This window comes from Agrobacterium sp. T29 (assembly GCF_006970545.1).
Taxonomy (GTDB): domain Bacteria; phylum Pseudomonadota; class Alphaproteobacteria; order Rhizobiales; family Rhizobiaceae; genus Agrobacterium; species Agrobacterium leguminum.
Genome location: NZ_CP040640.1, coordinates 1272375 through 1289985 on the forward strand (window position 1 = coordinate 1272375; position 17611 = coordinate 1289985).

Below are 17611 nucleotides of genomic sequence, written 5' to 3' on the forward strand. Positions count from 1 at the left end.
AGGACATCCTTTTTGCCGGACCATATGGCAGGAATTAGCAATGTTGAACATGTTTTGCTGACGATTTTTATGGAGATGCAATGCGTTTGAGGCTACATATCCGCAACGACGAGCCGGCACGCGAAGACGGATTGCGGCTCGATAACGATATTGCATTTGGAGACGAACATGGCCGGGCATTCCATTCCCCACTTCCAGAACGATGGCGGACACCGCATGATCGAGATCGGCGTCAAGGAATTCATGTGCACCGGCGCTTCCGTGCCCTACGATCATCCGCATATCTTCATCGATATGGGCGACGACAACGAGAAGGTCTGTTCCTACTGCTCCACCCTTTACCGCTACAATCCGTCGCTGAAGGCCGAGCAGACCAATCCTCCGGGCTGCGTCTTCCATGTGAAGGCCGCCTGACCTTCCACTTTTCCTGATCGGGGCGCACCAATGCCCATCAAATCCGTAGCCATTGTCGGTGCCGGCATCGCCGGTCTCACCGCTGCCCTTTCCTTTGCCCGGTATGGGATCGACTGTGACATCATCGAACAGGCCGGTGAGCTGACGGAAGTGGGTGCGGGCCTGCAACTCTCGCCCAATGCCGTCCGCATTCTCGCCGAACTCGGCGTGCTGCCGGAAATCGAAGCGCGCTGGACCGAACCGGTCAGCGTCGAACTCGCCTCCGGAAAATCGCTCGCCACGCTGCTCTCGCTGCCGATGGGCGCGGTGGCGCGCACACGCTGGGGCGCACCCTATGGCGTGCTGCACCGCTCGACGCTGCAGAATGCGCTTCTCCAGGCGGTGACACGCAACCCGCTCTGCCGCCTGCATCTCGGCAAGCGCATCGAAAACGCGACGGTGGACGTGATTGCAGCAACCACCTTCCGTGACCATGATCTGATCGTCGGCGCGGATGGCGTCTGGTCGGCGGCCCGTTTCGCGGTCCCTTCCGCTCCCGCAGCCACTTTCTCCGGCAATATTGCCTGGCGCTTCACCGTTGCCGCAAACGATGTGCCGTCAGCCATCAACAAAAGCGCGGTGACCGCCTATCTCGGTTCCGGCGGCCATATCGTCGCCTATCCGCTGAAGGAAGTCGGCGGCTTCAACATTGTCGCCATCGCGCTCGGTGCCGATCCCGGTGCAACCTGGCGGGCGGAATCGAGCGGGCGGCAGAAAGCCATGCTGCTGGAACAGTTTCGCGGTTTCAGCCCGGATATCGTGCGATTGCTCGATTCGTCTGAAAATCCTACCTTCTGGCCGCTCTATCAGGCCGGCCCGGGCCGCTGGCACAATGGCCGCGACACGGTGCTGATCGGCGATGCGGCGCATGCCATGATGCCCTTCGCCGCACAGGGCGCGGCCATGGCGATAGAGGATGCGTTTGAACTTGCGGGAGCGACGGCAGGCGGCAATGCCGAAAAGCCCCTGCCCTTGCCGCAGGCCCTTGCCAGCTTTGAGGCCCTGCGCCTGCCGCGCATAGAAAAGGCCCGCAAGCGGGCCTCTCTCAATCGTTTTGCCTATCACGCCACAGGCCCGGTGCGTATTGCGCGGGACTTCGTGTTTTCCACGCGCCCCACCGACGCCTTCCTGAAAGACTTCGACTGGCTCTACGGCTATCGCGCCAAAGGCTGAGGTCAAACCCCGGCCGCTGCCGCAAACCCGACCTCGAGGTCCTTCTTGAGATCGGCGATATCCTCAAGCCCGATCTGCAGGCGGATGACCGGCCCTTCCGACGGGCCCTTGGCAATGGTTCTGTCGACAAGCGAGACCGAAACGGCAAGCGATTCGTATCCGCCCCAGGAATAGCCGAGCCCGAAGAAGGTCAGCGCATTGAGGAAGGCCGCCGCCGCCTGCTTGTATTTGCCCTCTTCCGCCTTCAGCACGAAGGAGAAGACACCGCTTGCGCCCTTGAAATCGCGCTTCCAGAGTTCGTGCCCGGCAAAGCTCGGCAGCGCCGGATGCAGCACACGGACGACGTCGTCACGGCTCTCCAGCCATGTGGCGATATCGAGCGCGCTTTTCTGGTGGTGCTCCAGCCTTATTCCCATGGTGCGCATGCCGCGCAGGATCTGGTAGGCATCGTCGGAGGTGACGCAGATGCCGAGATTGGTATTGGCCTGATAAAGCGCCTTCCAGTGCTTTTCATTGGCCGAAACGAAACCCATCAGCACATCCGAATGACCCGAAGGATATTTGGTGGCGGCGTGAATGGAGACATCGACGCCGAAATCGAGCGGCTTGAAATAAAGCGGCGTCGCCCAGGTATTGTCCATCGTCACCACGCAATCATGCCGGTGAGCGATATCGGTGATCAGCCTGACATCCTGAATCTCGAAGGTGTTGGAGCCCGGCGCTTCCAGATGCACCAGCTTCGTATTCGGCCGGATGAGAGCCTCGATGCCCTCCCCGATTGCCGGGTCGTAATATTCCACCTCGACACCGAGCTTCTTCAACATCGTGTTGCAGAAACGGCGCGTCGGAAAATAGACGGAATCGACGATCAGCGCATGATCGCCGGCGCCGAGATAGGCAAGGAACGGCACGGTGATGGCCGCAAGGCCCGAGGGCACGAGAATGGTTCCGGCGGACCCTTCCAGCTCGTTGACGAGATTGCACAAAGCATCCGTCGTCGGCGTGCCGTGCGTGCCATAGGTATATTTCTGGTTTTCGGTCGAAAGCGTCTCCGCGTCTGGAAAAAGCACGGTCGAACCGCGCACGATGGGCGGATTGACGAAACCGAAACAGTCCGCGGGATCGTTGCCGCCATGGGTCAGGCGCGTATTCACACCTGCGGCGGAAAGCAGGTCATTTGTCTTGGTCATTTCAGATCAGCTTTCGAAGGAACATTGACGCGTGCGACAATGCTAAGACCGCAACGCAAGGTCAAGTCCCGCAGGGACGCCTGAGCAGGTCGGATTGATCCATTGCCAACCAGAATACAATAAGTATACAAATACTGTGCAAGTGCAAATTTCCGCAAAAATATGCTTATATTTTCACCCTTTGCACACTTCCCGACCAAAATTTGGAAAATTCCGTTTTATAGGCACAATTATTGCCCGCACGTCTTGACCCCGCTGCCAATTGTGATTGTGATAGAAAAAGCGGATCGAAAAAGATCTCGCTGAAGGGGGAGCTGGGGAAGACAAACATGCCGGTCCCCTTCCAAGTGACGATAACAAACAAAGGTTGGGAAAAATGAAAAAGGCAATTCTGTCAGCCGCCATCGGCGCAGCAGTTTTGGGAGGAGCCTCGGTCGCTTCGGCTGCGACGCTTCAGGATGTGAAGGGAAAAGGTTTCGTCACCTGCGGCGTCAGCGCGGGCATTCCGGGATTTTCCAATCCCGATGACAAGGGCGAATGGTCCGGTATCGACGTGGACTATTGCCGTGGTATTGCCACCGCGGTTTTCGGTGATCCTTCGAAAGCCAAGTTCGTCGCCCTTTCGAGCAAGGACCGCTTCCCGGCTCTCCAGTCCGGTGAAGTCGATGTTCTGACCCGTAACACCACCTGGACGATCAGCCGCGACACGTCGCTCGGCTTCAACTTCCGCACCGTCAACTATTATGACGGCCAGGGCTTCATCGCCAAGAAGAGCCTCAACGTGAAGTCCGCTCTCGAGCTCTCCGGCGCCGCCGTCTGCGTTCAGACCGGCACGACCACCGAGCTCAACCTGGCCGACTACTTCAAGACCAACAATCTGCAGTACAACCCGGTCGTTTTCGAAAAGGAATCCGACGCAACCTCCGCCTATGATTCGGGCCGTTGCGACGTTTACACCACCGACCAGTCGGGTCTCTATGCAATCCGTCTGAAGCTGAAGAACCCGGACGAAAACGTCGTTCTGCCGGAAGTCATCTCCAAGGAGCCGCTTGGCCCGGCCGTTCGCCAGGGTGACGATCAGTGGTTCGATATCGTGACCTGGGTTCACTATGCGATGGTCAACGCCGAAGAGCTTGGCGTCACCTCCAAGAATGTCGATGAGCAGAAGAACAGCGCCAATCCGGACGTGAAGCGCCTGCTCGGCACGGAAGAAGGCACCAAGATCGGTACCGATCTCGGCGTGACCAACGACTGGGCCTACAACATCATCAAGCTGGTGGGTAACTACGGCGAAGTCTTCGACCGCAACGTCGGCGCTGGCTCTCCGCTGAAGATCGAGCGCGGCCAGAACGCGCTGTGGACCAAGGGCGGCCTGCAATACGCACCGCCGGTCCGTTGATCGGCCCCATTACCGGCTAGATCATAAGGAGGCTGGGCGACGCCCGGCCTCCACTTCAAATTATATAAATAAGCTCGCAAAGAGCACATAAAAGGGAAAGGTGCCTATGGCAGGCAACGCGGTCAGTTCGCAACGATCGCGCGCGCAAAGCGCGTCGTCACTTATCTACGATCCACGCATACGCGGCATTTTCTATCAGGTCCTGACAGTCGTCGTCCTGGCCGCCTTCGTCTGGATCATCGTGACGAATACGATCACCAATCTTCAACGGTCAAACATCTCGTCCGGCTTCGGCTTCCTCAACGGAAGAGCCGGTTTCGATATCGGCCAGTCGCTGATCGCTTATACCAGCGACGCGACCTATGGCCGGGCATTGCTCGTTGGCATTCTCAACACGATCCAGGTTGCGTTTTTCGGCATCATCGCCGCCTCGATCATCGGTTTCATCGTCGGTATCGCCCGGCTGTCCAACAACTGGCTGATTTCGAAACTCGCGCAGGCCTATGTGGAAATCTTCCGCAACATCCCGCCGCTGCTCGTCATCTTCTTCTGGTACAAGGGCGTCATCTCGGTTCTGCCGCAGGCGCGCGAGTCGCTCGAGCTTCCGCTTGGAACCTACCTCAACAATCGCGGCTTCTTCTTTCCCAAGCCGCTGTGGGGAGAAGGCACCTGGCTCGTGCCGCTGGCCTTCCTCGTCGCCATCGTTCTCAGCGTCTTCGTTTACCGCTGGGCGAAGGCCAGACAGGAAAGAACCGGACAGCAGTTCCGCACTGGAATAACGGCGACGCTTCTCATCATCGGCCTGCCGCTGGCGACATTTCTGGCGCTCGGGGCGCCGCTGACATTCGACTATCCGATTGCAGGGCGGTTCAATCTCTCGGGCGGCGCGGTCGTCGCACCTGAATTCATGTCGCTGTTCCTGGCGCTTTCCTTCTACACCGCCTCCTTTATCGCCGAAATCGTTCGCGGCGGCATCAAGGCCGTGGCGAAGGGTCAGACGGAAGCTGCGGATGCACTGGGACTTCGCTCCAGCACCACGACGCGCCTGATCGTCGTTCCGCAGGCGATGCGCATCATCATCCCGCCGCTGACGAGCCAGTATCTCAACCTGACCAAGAACTCCTCGCTTGCGGTCGCTGTCGGCTTCGCCGACATCGTCTCGGTCGGCGGCACGATCCTGAACCAGACGGGACAGGCGGTCGAAGTCGTTGCAATCTGGCTGGTCATCTATCTCTCGCTGTCCCTGCTCACGGCCGTGGTCATGAACTGGTTCAATGCGAAAATGGCCCTGGTGGAGCGATAACGATGACGATCAGCAATCACGCATTCGTGCGACAGACCATCGAGGACGCCAAACCCGCGCCCTCGAGCGCCGTCGGCTTCGGCCACTGGCTGCGCACCAAACTCTTCGCCACGCCGAAGGACACCGTCCTGACGGTTATCGCCCTTGCCCTGCTCGCCTATCTGGTGCCGCCGATCATCAAGTGGCTGTTCATCGACGCGGTATGGACCGGCAGCGATCGTATCGCCTGCCTGACCGCTTCGCAGGGCGGCGCGCTGCCGGACGGCCAGTCCGGTGCGTGCTGGGCTTTCGTTTCGGCAAAGCTCGGCCAATTCGTCTTCGGCCGCTATCCGATCGACGAACGCTGGCGTCCCATCCTGGTGATGGTGGCGTTCGCCATCCTGCTGATACCGATGCTGATTCCAAAAGCACCGTTCAAGCGACTGAATGCGCTGGCGCTTTTCATCATCCTGCCCTTCATTGCGTTTTTCCTGCTCATCGGCGGCGTCTTCGGCCTGCCGAAGGTGGAAACGCAGCTCTGGGGCGGCCTGATGGTGACCCTCATCCTGTCGTTCTTCGGGATCACGGTGTCGCTCCCCTTCGGCATTCTTCTGGCGCTCGGCCGGCGGTCGAACCTGCCGGTGATCAAGATGCTCTGCGTGCTCTTCATCGAAGTCATCAGAGGCATTCCGCTGATCACCGTGCTGTTCTTCGCCAGCATCATGCTGCCGCTGTTCCTGCCCGATGGCTGGACCTTCGACAAGTTCCTGCGCGCGCTCGTCGGCGTGTCGCTGTTCTCCTCGGCCTATATGGCGGAGGTGATCCGCGGCGGCCTGCAGGCCATTCCGAAGGGACAATATGAAGGTGCGGATTCGCTCGGCCTGAACTACTGGCAGAAGACGAGGCTGATCGTGCTGCCGCAGGCGCTGAAGCTCGTCATTCCGGGCATCGTCAACACCTTCATCGGGCTGTTCAAGGACACGTCGCTGGTCTCGATCATCGGCATGTTCGACCTGCTCGGCATTGTCACACTCAACCAATCGGATGCGAACTGGGCCACGCCCGTCACCGCCATGACTGGCTATATTTTCGCAGGCTTCGTATTCTGGATATTCTGCTTCGGCATGTCGCGTTATTCGCTGTTCATGGAACGGCACCTCGACACCGGGCATAAACGATAAGGGACGCTCAAATGGCAGAAACCCAAGCAAAAAAACTGACCGTCTCGACAACGGACGTAGCGATCGAACTCATCGGCATGAACAAGTGGTATGGCGACTTCCACGTGCTGCGCGATATCAACCTGAAGGTCATGAAGGGCGAACGCATCGTCATCGCCGGCCCTTCGGGCTCCGGCAAATCGACCATGATCCGCTGCATCAACCGGCTTGAAGAACATCAGTCGGGTACGATCAATGTCGATGGCATCGAGCTCACCAACGACCTGAAGAAGATCGACGAGGTGCGTCGTGAAGTCGGCATGGTGTTCCAGCACTTCAACCTCTTCCCGCATCTGACGATCCTCGAAAACTGCACGCTAGCGCCGATCTGGGTTCGCAAGATGCCCAAGAAGGAAGCCGAAGAAGTGGCGATGCACTATCTGAAGCGCGTCAAGATCCCCGAGCAGGCGAACAAATATCCCGGCCAGCTCTCCGGTGGCCAGCAGCAGCGCGTGGCGATTGCCCGCTCGCTCTGCATGAAGCCGAAGATCATGCTGTTCGACGAGCCGACCTCGGCGCTCGACCCGGAAATGGTCAAGGAAGTGCTCGACACCATGGTGAGCCTTGCCGAAGACGGCATGACGATGCTGTGCGTCACCCACGAAATGGGCTTCGCCCGCCAGGTGGCAAACCGCGTCATCTTCATGGACCAGGGCCAGATCGTCGAACAGAACTCGCCCGCCGAATTCTTCGACAACCCGCAGCACGAGCGCACCCGGCTGTTCCTCAGCCAGATTCTGCACTGAGACTGCGATCGACATGTATATCGAGCGGGGCCGTTTCGGCCCCGTTTTCGTTTCTGGAGACCTGCTGAAATCGTCATCTCCATGCACAAGCGCGCAGATTTCGATTCCGTGATTCCACCGCTCTCGAAGCGCCAAGAGCACAAAACTGGGCGCGGCGGCACAGTTTAACCATTTGTTACGAAACAAGAATCCTTGTTTTTCAGGGCTTCTGGCGGCCCATGTCATTTTTTTGTCAAATCATGCATTTTTCCGCTTGCAGACCTTCGGGAGCCTGACTATAAGGGCGCCACACCACAAGCGCACGCGCCCTTCGTCTATCGGTTAGGACGTCAGATTTTCATTCTGAAAAGAGGGGTTCGACTCCCCTAGGGCGTGCCACTTGCCTTCGTGTCCTCCCCCTTCAAAATATGACCACATCGCATCAGCTCACAAATTCGTCACGCGTGCTCAATGCGCCGGAACCGATTCCCGCCGGGCACGTTAGAATGCTGTCCCCCCGATGGAAGGCAAGCCGGACGAAACGCCAACAGGCAAATCAACCCGGCTTGCCTTTCCCCTTCAGCCCTCCCCACAGCATCCGCTTCATCCAGCCGACAGCTATGCCAGCTAAGGGTTGGAAAACTGTGTCCCCGGCCTCCCGCAAGGCATGGGAGCATTACTGACCCACAGCGATAGGAGCGATATTTCAAGGCCTTGGCCAGTTCTGGCGCAGTTTTCCACAGCCCTTCCGGCCTCCATAAAAAAACTCGTCACGAAGCGAGAAAAATCAATTTTTCCGCTTGCGGACCAACCGGAGCCTGACTATAAGGGCGCCACACCACAAGCGCACGCGCCCTTCGTCTATCGGTTAGGACGTCAGATTTTCATTCTGAAAAGAGGGGTTCGACTCCCCTAGGGCGTGCCACTTGCTTCTCCTTTAAAATCAGCTGCCTGCACGAAAATCTTCACGCATCGCGTAAAGAAGTCTCGTTGCGTCTCATCCACTCGCCTGAACCGGTGTCCGGTGAAATTCCAAGATAGCTGGAAGGCCCTGTCAGTGCGCAAAGTCAGGGCGCGAAAGCCGCGTCCAGAACGCGCAGTTGAACGCGCCTCTGGCCCTGCCAGAGATCGGCGCCCACGGTGCCGGCGACATGGATGTTCCGGCCACGCGCATTCAGCAGCATCTGCCCCAGAGGCGCTTCTGCGGCGCGAAACGCGATGCCGTCCAGCCGCGAGCCATCCATGGCCTCCAGCGTGATCTTGACGTGAGCTGTACCCACAAGCCGCACATCGCGCAGACGATGCGCCGGCACGGCAAAGATGGGCTGCGAATGACCGGAGCCATATGGACCGGCCTGCTCCAGTTGGTCGACAAGCTGCAATGTCGCGCCCGACGCGCCGATAGCGCCGTCGATCTTCAGCACGCTGCTTTCCACCAGCTCGTTCACGGTCTTTGCCGCCGCCTCCTCGAAGAAAGTCCTGAGCTTGCCGAGATTGGCGCGCTCCACCGTCAGGCCGGCCGCCATGGCGTGACCGCCACCCTTGACCAGCAAACCGGCCTCCACGGCGGCGCGCACCATGCGCCCCATATCGAAGCCGTTGATCGAACGGCCTGAACCGGTGCCCTTGCCGGAAGGATCGAAGGCAATGGCGAAGGCGGGACGGCGGAAGCGATCCTTCAGACGCGAGGCAAGCAGACCAACAATGCCGGGATGCCAGTTTTCACGCGCAGTAACGATGACGCCCGCACCCGAGCCGTCGCCATATTCGAACAGCGCCTCCGCTTCTGCTTCCGCCAGCATGGCTGCTTCCATCGCCTGCCGCTCGCGGTTCAGCTCATCCAGCCTCTCGGCAATGACCTCGGCCTGCGACGCATCGTCAATGGTCAAGAGACGGCTGCCGAGCGCAGCGTCGCCGATGCGGCCGCCGGCATTGATGCGCGGCCCGATCAGGAAACCGAAATGATAGGGCGTCACAGGCCCGCCCAGCCCCGCCTTCTTGAACAAGGCGGCAAGCCCGGCATTGTTCATATGGCGCGCGGCAATCAGCCCCTTCACCACATAGGCGCGGTTGAGTCCCTTCAGCGGCACCACATCGCACACGGTGGCAAGGGCGACGATATCGAGAAGCGATAGCAGATCGAGCGTGAAGGCCTGCCTGTGCCGCTTCTCTTTCAACAGCCGCAGGGTGGCCACCAGCACGAGGAACACGACGCCGGCGGCACAGAGATGCCCCTGCCCCGACAGATCGTCCTCGCGGTTGGGATTGACCAGCGCCACGGCCGGCGGCAGCTCCGTGCCGACCTGATGGTGGTCGATCACCACCACATCCGTTCTCGCATCCCTGGCAGCCTTCAGCGATTCATGGCTGGTGGAGCCGCAATCGACCGTCACGATCAGCGTCGCACCATTGGCGGCAAGCTGCTGCATCGCCGCCGGGTTCGGCCCATAGCCCTCGAAAATACGGTCGGGAATATAGATTTCCGGTGTCAGACCGAAATGCGCGAGAAACCGGTACATCAAAGCGGAGGAAGCAGCGCCGTCGACGTCGTAGTCGCCAAAGATCGCCACCTTCTCGCCTGTCTCGATGGCCCGCACCAACCGCTCGGCGGCCTTTTCGCAATCGGTCAGCACATGCGGATCGGGCATCAGGGAACGAATGGTCGGATCGAGGAACGCCAGGGCGTCATCGACACCCACACCGCGCCCGGCAAGCACCCGTGCGATCAGTTCTGGAATGGCGTGGATCTGGGACATGGCCAGCGCGCGGTTCTGCCCGGCCTGATCCAGCCGCGACACCCAGCGCTGTTCTGTCGCCGACCGCTCCACGCTTAGAAACGCGCGGGCCACGGTATCGGCCGGCTCCATCATTGCCATCCTGTCCATTCATCCTGTCATGCGCCCAATCGCGCTTTAAAACGGGCTAAATGGCGATGGCGCGTTTTTCAAGCAAAAACGCGCTTATGAGGATTCACACCGAAAAAATCGAGAAAAACGGGCTGACGATCGAGACCGCGCCAACAAGCAGCAGCAGCGAGAACACGGCAAGCGAACACCAGTTGCGCTCATGCTCCCCCATATCGAATTCCATGCTGCGAATATTGTCATTGGCATTGTGAGGCCGCGCCCGGTGATGGGCGGCCGCAACGCCTGCACGCTTATTGTCCTTGAACAGGATGATCGATGTCACGGCCACGCCTCCCTCGCTTGGTGAACAGGATTAACCATAGTGCCGAATCGCCTTGTTTTCCAGCGCTTCCGACGCCGTCCCCCCAAATTTTATGGGCACGAGATTCCCGGCACGATGCGGGCAGCCATAGAACGAAAAACCGCGCCTCCATCCGGAAGCGCGGCCCTCGATAACATCAAGATGACGAAGCGCCTCAGGTGCGCTCGATGCGGATGACCTGCGGCTCGCTGACGAGATATTTCTCGTTCTTGATCGCCTTCACGGCCTTGCGGATCGCATCTTCCATCGTCGCATGGGTAACAAGGATGATGGTCTGCGGCGCGCCTTCCACATGCACGCGCTGGCGCTGCACGATGGATTCCAGCGAGATGTTGTTATCCGCCATGCGGGTGGCGATGGAGGCGAAGACGCCGGCCTGATCCTTCACCGTGAGGCGAATGAAATAACCACCCTCGTGGCTCTTCATCTTGGCGCGTCGATATTCCGTCAGCGATTTCGCCGGACGGCCGAGAACGGGCACCTGCTGGGCGCCCGGACGGCTCTTGGCGATATCGGCAATGTCGCCGAGCACGGCGGACGCCGTGGCGTTGCCGCCCGCACCCGGGCCAACCATCAGCAATTCGCCGAGAATATCGGATTCGATAGCCACCGCATTGGTGACGCCATCCACCTGGGCGATAACGGAATCGAGCGGCACCATGGTCGGATGCACGCGCTGCTCGATACCGGATTCGGTCACCTGCGCCACGCCGAGAAGCTTGATGCGGTAACCGAGTTCGGCGGCCGCCTGAATGTCCTCGCTGGAGATATTGGTGATGCCTTCCAGATAGATGTCATCGGCCGAAATCTTGTTGCCAAAGGCAAGCGTCGTCAGGATTGCCAGCTTGTGGGCCGTATCGTTACCCTCGATATCGAAGGCCGGATCGGCTTCGGCGTAACCCAGCCGCTGCGCTTCCTTCAGACAGGCCTCGAAGGACAGCCCTTCCTTCTCCATCTTGGTCAGGATGTAGTTGCAGGTGCCGTTCATGATGCCGTAGATGCGCGACACATGGTTGCCGGTGAGAGACTCACGCAGCGCCTTGATGACGGGGATACCGCCGGCCACCGCCGCTTCGAAATTGAGAAGCGCGCCCTTGTCTTCGGCAATGGTCGCCAGTTCGACGCCATGCTTGGCCAGCAGCGCCTTGTTGGCTGTCACCACATGGAGACCGCGTGCAAGTGCGGCGCGCACCGCATTTTCCGCCTGGCCGGAAGCACCGCCGACCAGTTCGACGAAGACGTCGATCTCGGCTTCGCTCGCCAGCTGCTCCGGTGTGTCGAACCAGGTAATACCCGTGAGATCGATGCCGCGGTCACGCGAACGGTCGCGCGCGCTCACCGCAATAATCTCAATCGCGCGTCCGCAGGTAATCGCAAGTTCGTTGCTTCTCTGCTGGAGGATGCGCACGAGCGAAGCGCCGACAGTGCCGAGCCCCGCTATGCCGATTCTCAATGAATCTGCCATGGGTATGTTCCTGATTGCTGTTGATGGTGGCGGCCGGGACCCGGCCGCCTTGGGTTGCCCTTATCTGTGGGCGTTGAGCGAAACGACGTTATGCATCGTTTCGTCTGCGCTCGACAGGAAACGCTTCAGATTGCGCGCTGCCTGACGAATTCGATGCTCGTTCTCCACGAGCGCGAGACGGACGTAATCGTCGCCCATCTCACCAAAGCCGATGCCGGGAGCAACGGCGATATCTGCCTTCTCGACCAGAAGCTTGGAGAATTCCAGGCTGCCGAGATGACGGAATTTTTCCGGGATTTTCGCCCAGGCGAACATCGTCGCCGCCGGCGGCGGAACTTCGAAGCCGGCCTTGCCGAAGGTATCGACCATCACATCGCGGCGGCGGCGATAGACATTGCGCACTTCGGCGATGTCGGAACCGTCACCGTTCAGCGCATGGGTCGCCGCAACCTGGATCGGCGTGAAGGCGCCGTAATCGAGATAGGATTTCACGCGCGTCAGCGCCGCGATCAGCCGCTCGTTGCCGACGGCAAAGCCCATGCGCCAGCCGGGCATGGAGAAGGTCTTCGACATGGAGGTGAATTCCACAGCAACGTCGATTGCGCCGGGAACTTCGAGAACCGATGGCGGCGGATTGTTTTCGTCGAAATAGATTTCCGAATAGGCAAGGTCGGAAAGCACGATGATCTCGTGCTTCTTCGCAAAGGCGATGACGTCCTTGTAGAAATCGAGCGAGGCGACATGCGCCGTCGGGTTCGACGGGTAATTGACGATCAGCGCCAGCGGCTTCGGGATGGAGTGGCGCACGGCCCGTTCCAGCGGTCCGAAGAAGCTGTCATCCGGCTCGACATTCATCGAACGAATAACCCCGCCCGCCATCAGGAAGCCGAAGGCATGGATCGGATAGGTGGGGTTCGGACACAGGATCACGTCACCCGGTGCGGTGATGGCCTGCGCCATATTGGCGAAGCCTTCCTTGGAGCCGAGCGTGGCGACAACCTGCGTGTCAGGGTTCAGCTTCACGCCGAAACGGCGGGCATAATAGGCTGCCTGCGCGCGGCGAAGGCCGGGAATGCCCTTGGACGAGGAATAACGATGGGTGCGCGGGTCCTGAACGACCTCGCAAAGCTTGTCGACGATGGCCTTCGGGGTCGGAAGGTCGGGATTGCCCATGCCGAGATCGATGATATCGGCCCCGGCCGCTCGCGCGCTCGCTTTCAAACGGTTGACCTGTTCGAAGACGTATTGCGGCAGACGCCGGACCTTGTGAAACTCTTCCATCTCTTTCCTCATGGGAATGGACCGGTTCTGCCGGCCCATAACGAAGGTTCGTTTTTTGTTGTTAAACGCCGCCGACACGAACCGACCCGGCAGGCGTTATTCATTGTAGCGCAAAGCACGGGAAAACCTACAAGGCTTTTCTCGGCCCACGCCGCATAGCGGTGATCCGCCCGTCCTTCCGGCACGGCCTTCTCAGCCCCGCCGGCAAGGCGGATCGCGCACTATGATCAGGGAACTTGCATAACGCCAGATTCTTGGAAAATGCAAGGCAAGCCATGCTCAAGAACGGCCATTCCTGCCCTTCAGCCGCGCTCACCCTTCACAATTGCCGCGCGGATGACCGAAAGCACGCGCTCCGGCTCGATATCCGTGCAGATGAGCTGGCTCGGATGCCCGTCCCAGTCGCCAGGCGGAAAGGCGCGGCCATCCGGCTTCTGGATCGTCTGGCCGTCGGCAAGACCGCCGCACACGACACGCACCGGGCCGCTGCGGGTGGTAAACAGTTCCGGCGCGACGAGATAAACGCAGGCGCAGCTATCATGCACCACCATGCCGTCGCCGGTGCGGGTCTTGTAGAAATCGATATAGAATTGCGACAGGTCGGAAAGCAGCTGCACGGGCTTGCCGCCGGCCTCTGCCATCTCCGCCATGAAGGCGCTGGTCATCACGGTTTTCGTCGTCACGTCCAGACCGACGACGACCACACGCCAGGGCGCGGTGAAGACGAGATCGGCCGCTTCCGGATCGCCGTGAATATTGGCTTCGGCCGCTGGCGAGACATTGCCGTTCATGTCGAAGGCGCCGCCCATGACGATCACTTCCTTCACCAGCGCGGCGAAATCCGGTTCCTCACGCAGCGCCAGCGCCAGATTGGTCATGCGGCCGACGGCGATCAGCGTCACCTCGCCGGGATTGGCCTTCACCGTCTCGATGATGAAGCGATGCGCCGGGCGCGGATCGAGCGGCAGATCGATGGTTTCAGGGATATCGATATCGCCGAGACCGTTTTCGCCGTGGATGAAGGTCGGCCAATGGCCTTCCTTGCGGGCGGGATCGAAAGTCACGCCGGCGCCTCTCACAACCGGTGCGGTCATCTGCCATTCCCGCTTGAGGAAGAGCGCATTGCGGGTGGTGATATCGATGGGGGCGTTGCCGAAAACCGTGGTGACGCCGATCAGATCGATATCGGGGTGGCGGTGCAGGAACAGAAGCGCCATGGCGTCGTCTACACCGGGATCCGTATCGAATATCACTTTATGCATAATGCCCTCATCCATATGTCTTCAAGCGCCATCCGCTTCTGCCGGCGACGCGCCACGGAAACATAACGATAAGCGGCAACACCGCAATCCCCCCGCAGGCGGCATATCATGCAGAAAAATATTGCGTGGCGGTCTTTTCAGTGAAAGAAGAAGCCCTCTCCCGCCGCCTGCCCGGACATCCCCAGTGCAAGACATCGCCCTCAACGTTTTTCTCGTCCTTTTCTGCGTCGCCATCTTTGCCGGCTTTATCGATTCCATCGCCGGTGGTGGCGGTCTCATCACCATTCCGGCGATGCTGATCATGGGCATTGCACCGCTCGATACGCTCGGCACCAACAAGCTGCAATCGCAGTTCGGCTCTGCCTCCGCCACCATCGCCTATGCCCGGCGCGGCCATGTCAATCTGAGGGAACAATTGCCCATGGCCGTCATGGCCATGCTTGGCGGCGGGCTCGGCGCGGTCACCGCCGCCTTCGTGCCGTCCGACCTGCTGCGCACCATCATGCCGTTCCTGCTGATCGCGATTGCGATCTATTTCGCCTTCAAGCCCCAGCTCAGCGATATCGACAGCCACCGCCGCATCACACCCTTCGTGTTCGGCTTCACCGTCGCGCCGCTGGTGGGCTTCTACGACGGCGTTTTCGGCCCCGGCGCGGGATCCTTCTACATGCTTGCTTTCGTGGCGCTTGCCGGTTTCGGCATGTTGAAGGCAACCGCCCACACCAAGCTTCTGAACCTCGGCTCGAACTTCGGCGGTTTCGTTGTGTTTGCGATAGGTGGTGCGGTTTTGTGGAAACTCGGCCTCGCCATGGGCGTCGGCCAGTTCATAGGCGCACAGATCGGCTCCCGCTTCGCCATGAAGAACGGTGCGAAGATCATCCGCCCGCTGCTGGTGCTTTCCTGCCTGGCCATGGCGACGAAGCTCCTTGCGGATGCATCATCCGCATGGTCCATCACCGCGATATGGGAAACCATTTTCCCGAAATAGCCGGAAAAGGCAAAGCCGGGAGAGTGTCGTCAGAGACCAGTGGTGACGTCACGCCGTGGCGCGACGTCTGCGATCGGCAATTTCCCGGATCACCACCATGGCGCCCACGAGCTTGTAGGCGGAGGAATAGCAGGGGGACATTTCCAGCGATTTCACGATCGTCCGGCCGTTCTGATCTTCCGCATAGGTATATTTCGACGTATCGCCCTTGAAGCAATTGTCGAGTTTTTCCCGAAGGTCGTTCTGGAAGCGGTGGACGCCGACGAGTTCGGCAATATGGCAGCCGACGAGCCCTTCCGGCGCATTGCGCTGGAAAGCGTCAAGCGCATTGGCAAAGGACACGCGGTAGCCGGGAGAAACGATGACCACCGGCTCGTCCAGATCGTTGAGCATGTCCTCATCGAGGATCAGATGGCGATGATGCCATTCCAGGGTGTCCTCGTCCTCGTCACCGATGACCTTGGCCTTGGGCGGCATGCCGACATAACGGTCGACCAGGGTTCTCAGAAGCTCGGAATTACGCTGCACGCAGCCGAGATCCTCCGCCTCGTGGTTCAGTAGGTCGATGGCGAAACGGAACTGTTCGCGAATATCCTCGGAGTTTTCAGTCTGACGCCCGACGACCCGCTCGAGAAGCTGCTCCAGTTCACGCTCCAGCACTGCGATCTTGTCGGCTTCGTTTTTACCAACGGCAGATTGCAGTTCCGTATAACGCAGCCAGAACAACTCAATCAAATCTTTCAACCCAACTCTCCCTGAACGGGCATAACCCGGTTCCCAATGCGAACGGATTAACCCTTTGCCCCCTGATTATAGCGTCTTTGCGCTTAAAAATGACGTAACGAAACGCAGGAACGCCGCGAGGATTGTTGTCCAAAATATCACAGCAGCCGCCAATTTTTCAATTTCGATAATCCATGAACGAAAAATGAGGTTCCGCTAATATGGAAAAACACCGAAACGCACGGTTTCCCGGCCGAATTTCGTGAAAATCGCGGAAAATCCGGCCCCTCAAATCTGGTGCTTCACGTCCCAGCGGTCGTGATACCACAGCCATTGTCCGGGGTATTCGCGCACCCAGCTTTCCACCTTGTCGTTCAGAAGCTGCGCCGTCGCCTGAATGTCGACATTGCCCTTCTCATCGCGCGGAATTTCAACCTTGGGCTCTATTTCCAGCCTGTAGCGATTGTCGGGAAGACGCACGCAACGGGCCGGATAGACATCGCAGTTGAACTGCCGCACCAGCTTGGCAAGCAGCGGATTGGTGCGGACTTCAAGGCCGAAGAACTTCGTCGTCAGACCCTTGCCGAACTTCTGGTCGACGAGCACGCCGACACCGCCGCCCTTTTCCAGCTGCCGCGCAAGCGCGAAAGAGGAACCGGCGTGCGACGGCACGAGATTGCCCATGCGTTCCTTGCGGAAATTGAACACCTTGTCGGCCACGAATGGATTGTTCGGCGGACGGAACAGCACCGTTACATCGAGACCGAAAGCCGAGCCGGCCACCGGCAGCAATTCGAAATTGCCGCTATGGGCGGTAAAGACGATGAAGGGCCGCGGATTGTCGCGCAGCTCGAGGAAGGTGGGGATGCCCTCGACCTCGATGCGGCCCGGTTCGTTCTTTTCCGGATCGAAATCGAACAGCCGGTCGAGAAACACATATTCCGCCGCAAGCCGGCCCATATTGGCCCAGCTGTCCATGGCGATCTCAAGCCGCTCCTCCTCGGATTTCTCCGGAAAGGCGCGCGCCAGATTATGGAGCATCAGCTTGTGGCGGCCGGTTTTCGGCCCCACCCAGCGCGCCAGCCGGTCGGCGGCGCGAATGCCCGCATCGGCGGGAAAAAGCTTCAGCAGGTTGAGAAGGCCGAAGGCGAATGTCGCAATCAGCCACTGCCGGAAGTGGTCCAGTTTCAGGACAATCCGTGTCAGGAAAAGCTTCAAGATG

Annotated in this window: 15 protein-coding genes and 2 tRNA genes; 9 read left to right on the forward strand and 8 right to left on the reverse strand. The window is 59.6% G+C overall.

Annotated elements, in window-relative coordinates:
* Nucleotides 1-168: 168 nt before the first annotated feature.
* Nucleotides 169-414 carry a zinc-finger domain-containing protein gene (locus tag FGF54_RS06470; RefSeq protein WP_035261222.1) on the forward strand — a complete coding sequence of 82 codons (246 nt, stop codon included), beginning with the start codon at nucleotides 169-171 and terminating at the stop codon, nucleotides 412-414.
* 30 nt (nucleotides 415-444) lie between these two features.
* The gene (locus FGF54_RS06475) at nucleotides 445-1626 is read left to right on the forward strand and encodes an FAD-dependent monooxygenase (protein ID WP_142779238.1); all 1182 of its coding nucleotides are present in this window, start codon (nucleotides 445-447) and stop codon (nucleotides 1624-1626) included.
* 2 nt (nucleotides 1627-1628) lie between these two features.
* Here the strand turns inward: FGF54_RS06475 and FGF54_RS06480 are convergent, their stop codons facing one another.
* Nucleotides 1629-2816 (reverse strand): cystathionine beta-lyase, encoded by a 1188-nt coding sequence (locus FGF54_RS06480; protein WP_035261216.1) that lies wholly within the window; start codon nucleotides 2814-2816, stop codon nucleotides 1629-1631.
* A 376-nt stretch (nucleotides 2817-3192) separates the two neighbouring features.
* On the opposite strand from FGF54_RS06480, the gene FGF54_RS06485 reads away from it, so the two are divergent.
* The 6 genes from FGF54_RS06485 (at nucleotide 3193) to FGF54_RS06515 (ending at nucleotide 8367) form a co-directional block, all read left to right on the forward strand.
* The gene (locus FGF54_RS06485) at nucleotides 3193-4215 is read left to right on the forward strand and encodes an amino acid ABC transporter substrate-binding protein (RefSeq protein WP_003524863.1); all 1023 of its coding nucleotides are present in this window, start codon (nucleotides 3193-3195) and stop codon (nucleotides 4213-4215) included.
* A gap of 106 nt (nucleotides 4216-4321) precedes the next feature.
* Entirely contained in the window at nucleotides 4322-5518 is a 1197-nt protein-coding gene (locus tag FGF54_RS06490) for an amino acid ABC transporter permease (protein ID WP_003524861.1), read from the forward strand.
* A gap of 2 nt (nucleotides 5519-5520) precedes the next feature.
* Entirely contained in the window at nucleotides 5521-6678 is a 1158-nt protein-coding gene (locus FGF54_RS06495) for an amino acid ABC transporter permease (protein WP_003524858.1), read from the forward strand.
* A gap of 11 nt (nucleotides 6679-6689) precedes the next feature.
* Nucleotides 6690-7463, forward strand: coding sequence for an amino acid ABC transporter ATP-binding protein (locus FGF54_RS06500; RefSeq protein WP_003524857.1), 774 nt, complete (start codon nucleotides 6690-6692; stop codon nucleotides 7461-7463).
* 303 nt (nucleotides 7464-7766) lie between these two features.
* Nucleotides 7767-7841: transfer RNA gene (locus tag FGF54_RS06505), tRNA-Glu, on the forward strand.
* 451 nt (nucleotides 7842-8292) lie between these two features.
* Nucleotides 8293-8367: transfer RNA gene (locus FGF54_RS06515), tRNA-Glu, on the forward strand.
* A 142-nt stretch (nucleotides 8368-8509) separates the two neighbouring features.
* On the opposite strand, the gene recJ is transcribed toward FGF54_RS06515, so the two are convergent.
* The 5 genes from recJ to FGF54_RS06540 all read right to left on the reverse strand — a co-directional run bounded on the left by recJ (nucleotide 8510) and on the right by FGF54_RS06540 (nucleotide 14678).
* On the reverse strand, nucleotides 8510-10318 hold the full coding sequence (gene recJ, locus FGF54_RS06520; protein ID WP_142780159.1) for a single-stranded-DNA-specific exonuclease RecJ: 1809 nt from the start codon (nucleotides 10316-10318) through the stop codon (nucleotides 8510-8512).
* 94 nt (nucleotides 10319-10412) lie between these two features.
* Complete coding sequence (locus FGF54_RS27175; RefSeq protein ID WP_003524853.1) at nucleotides 10413-10637, reverse strand: hypothetical protein; 225 nt, start codon at nucleotides 10635-10637, stop codon at nucleotides 10413-10415.
* Nucleotides 10638-10824: 187 nt separating this feature from the next.
* On the reverse strand, nucleotides 10825-12135 hold the full coding sequence (locus FGF54_RS06530; protein ID WP_035260791.1) for a homoserine dehydrogenase: 1311 nt from the start codon (nucleotides 12133-12135) through the stop codon (nucleotides 10825-10827).
* A gap of 60 nt (nucleotides 12136-12195) precedes the next feature.
* Nucleotides 12196-13416: an LL-diaminopimelate aminotransferase gene (locus tag FGF54_RS06535; RefSeq protein WP_035260789.1), complete on the reverse strand. Its 1221-nt coding sequence runs from the start codon at nucleotides 13414-13416 to the stop codon at nucleotides 12196-12198.
* Between the two features lie 302 nt (nucleotides 13417-13718).
* The gene (locus FGF54_RS06540; protein WP_142779239.1) at nucleotides 13719-14678 is read right to left on the reverse strand and encodes a nucleoside hydrolase; all 960 of its coding nucleotides are present in this window, start codon (nucleotides 14676-14678) and stop codon (nucleotides 13719-13721) included.
* Nucleotides 14679-14862: 184 nt separating this feature from the next.
* Here FGF54_RS06540 and FGF54_RS06545 point away from each other — a divergent pair, with 184 nt between their 5' ends.
* Nucleotides 14863-15666 (forward strand): TSUP family transporter, encoded by an 804-nt coding sequence (locus FGF54_RS06545; protein ID WP_142779240.1) that lies wholly within the window; start codon nucleotides 14863-14865, stop codon nucleotides 15664-15666.
* Between the two features lie 48 nt (nucleotides 15667-15714).
* On the opposite strand, the gene FGF54_RS06550 is transcribed toward FGF54_RS06545, so the two are convergent.
* Both FGF54_RS06550 and FGF54_RS06555 read right to left on the reverse strand, forming a co-directional pair.
* Complete coding sequence (locus FGF54_RS06550; protein ID WP_020810296.1) at nucleotides 15715-16410, reverse strand: hypothetical protein; 696 nt, start codon at nucleotides 16408-16410, stop codon at nucleotides 15715-15717.
* 267 nt (nucleotides 16411-16677) lie between these two features.
* On the reverse strand, nucleotides 16678-17607 hold the full coding sequence (locus FGF54_RS06555) for a lipid A biosynthesis lauroyl acyltransferase (protein WP_003524846.1): 930 nt from the start codon (nucleotides 17605-17607) through the stop codon (nucleotides 16678-16680).
* Nucleotides 17608-17611: the final 4 nt, after the last annotated feature.

What these genes read in the sequence shown, in the direction of transcription:
- FGF54_RS06535 (WP_035260789.1), bottom strand. Translation starts at nt 13,416, where the DNA reads ATGGAAGAGTTTCACAAGGTCCGGCGTCTGCCGCAATACGTCTTCGAA.
- recJ (WP_142780159.1), bottom strand. Translation starts at nt 10,318, where the DNA reads ATGGCAATGATGGAGCCGGCCGATACCGTGGCCCGCGCGTTTCTAAGC.
- FGF54_RS06490 (WP_003524861.1), top strand. Translation starts at nt 4,322, where the DNA reads ATGGCAGGCAACGCGGTCAGTTCGCAACGATCGCGCGCGCAAAGCGCG.
- FGF54_RS06470 (WP_035261222.1), top strand. Translation starts at nt 169, where the DNA reads ATGGCCGGGCATTCCATTCCCCACTTCCAGAACGATGGCGGACACCGC.
- FGF54_RS06485 (WP_003524863.1), top strand. Translation starts at nt 3,193, where the DNA reads ATGAAAAAGGCAATTCTGTCAGCCGCCATCGGCGCAGCAGTTTTGGGA.
- FGF54_RS06530 (WP_035260791.1), bottom strand. Translation starts at nt 12,135, where the DNA reads ATGGCAGATTCATTGAGAATCGGCATAGCGGGGCTCGGCACTGTCGGC.
- FGF54_RS06495 (WP_003524858.1), top strand. Translation starts at nt 5,521, where the DNA reads ATGACGATCAGCAATCACGCATTCGTGCGACAGACCATCGAGGACGCC.
- FGF54_RS06475 (WP_142779238.1), top strand. Translation starts at nt 445, where the DNA reads ATGCCCATCAAATCCGTAGCCATTGTCGGTGCCGGCATCGCCGGTCTC.
- FGF54_RS06540 (WP_142779239.1), bottom strand. Translation starts at nt 14,678, where the DNA reads ATGCATAAAGTGATATTCGATACGGATCCCGGTGTAGACGACGCCATG.
- FGF54_RS06480 (WP_035261216.1), bottom strand. Translation starts at nt 2,816, where the DNA reads ATGACCAAGACAAATGACCTGCTTTCCGCCGCAGGTGTGAATACGCGC.
- FGF54_RS06500 (WP_003524857.1), top strand. Translation starts at nt 6,690, where the DNA reads ATGGCAGAAACCCAAGCAAAAAAACTGACCGTCTCGACAACGGACGTA.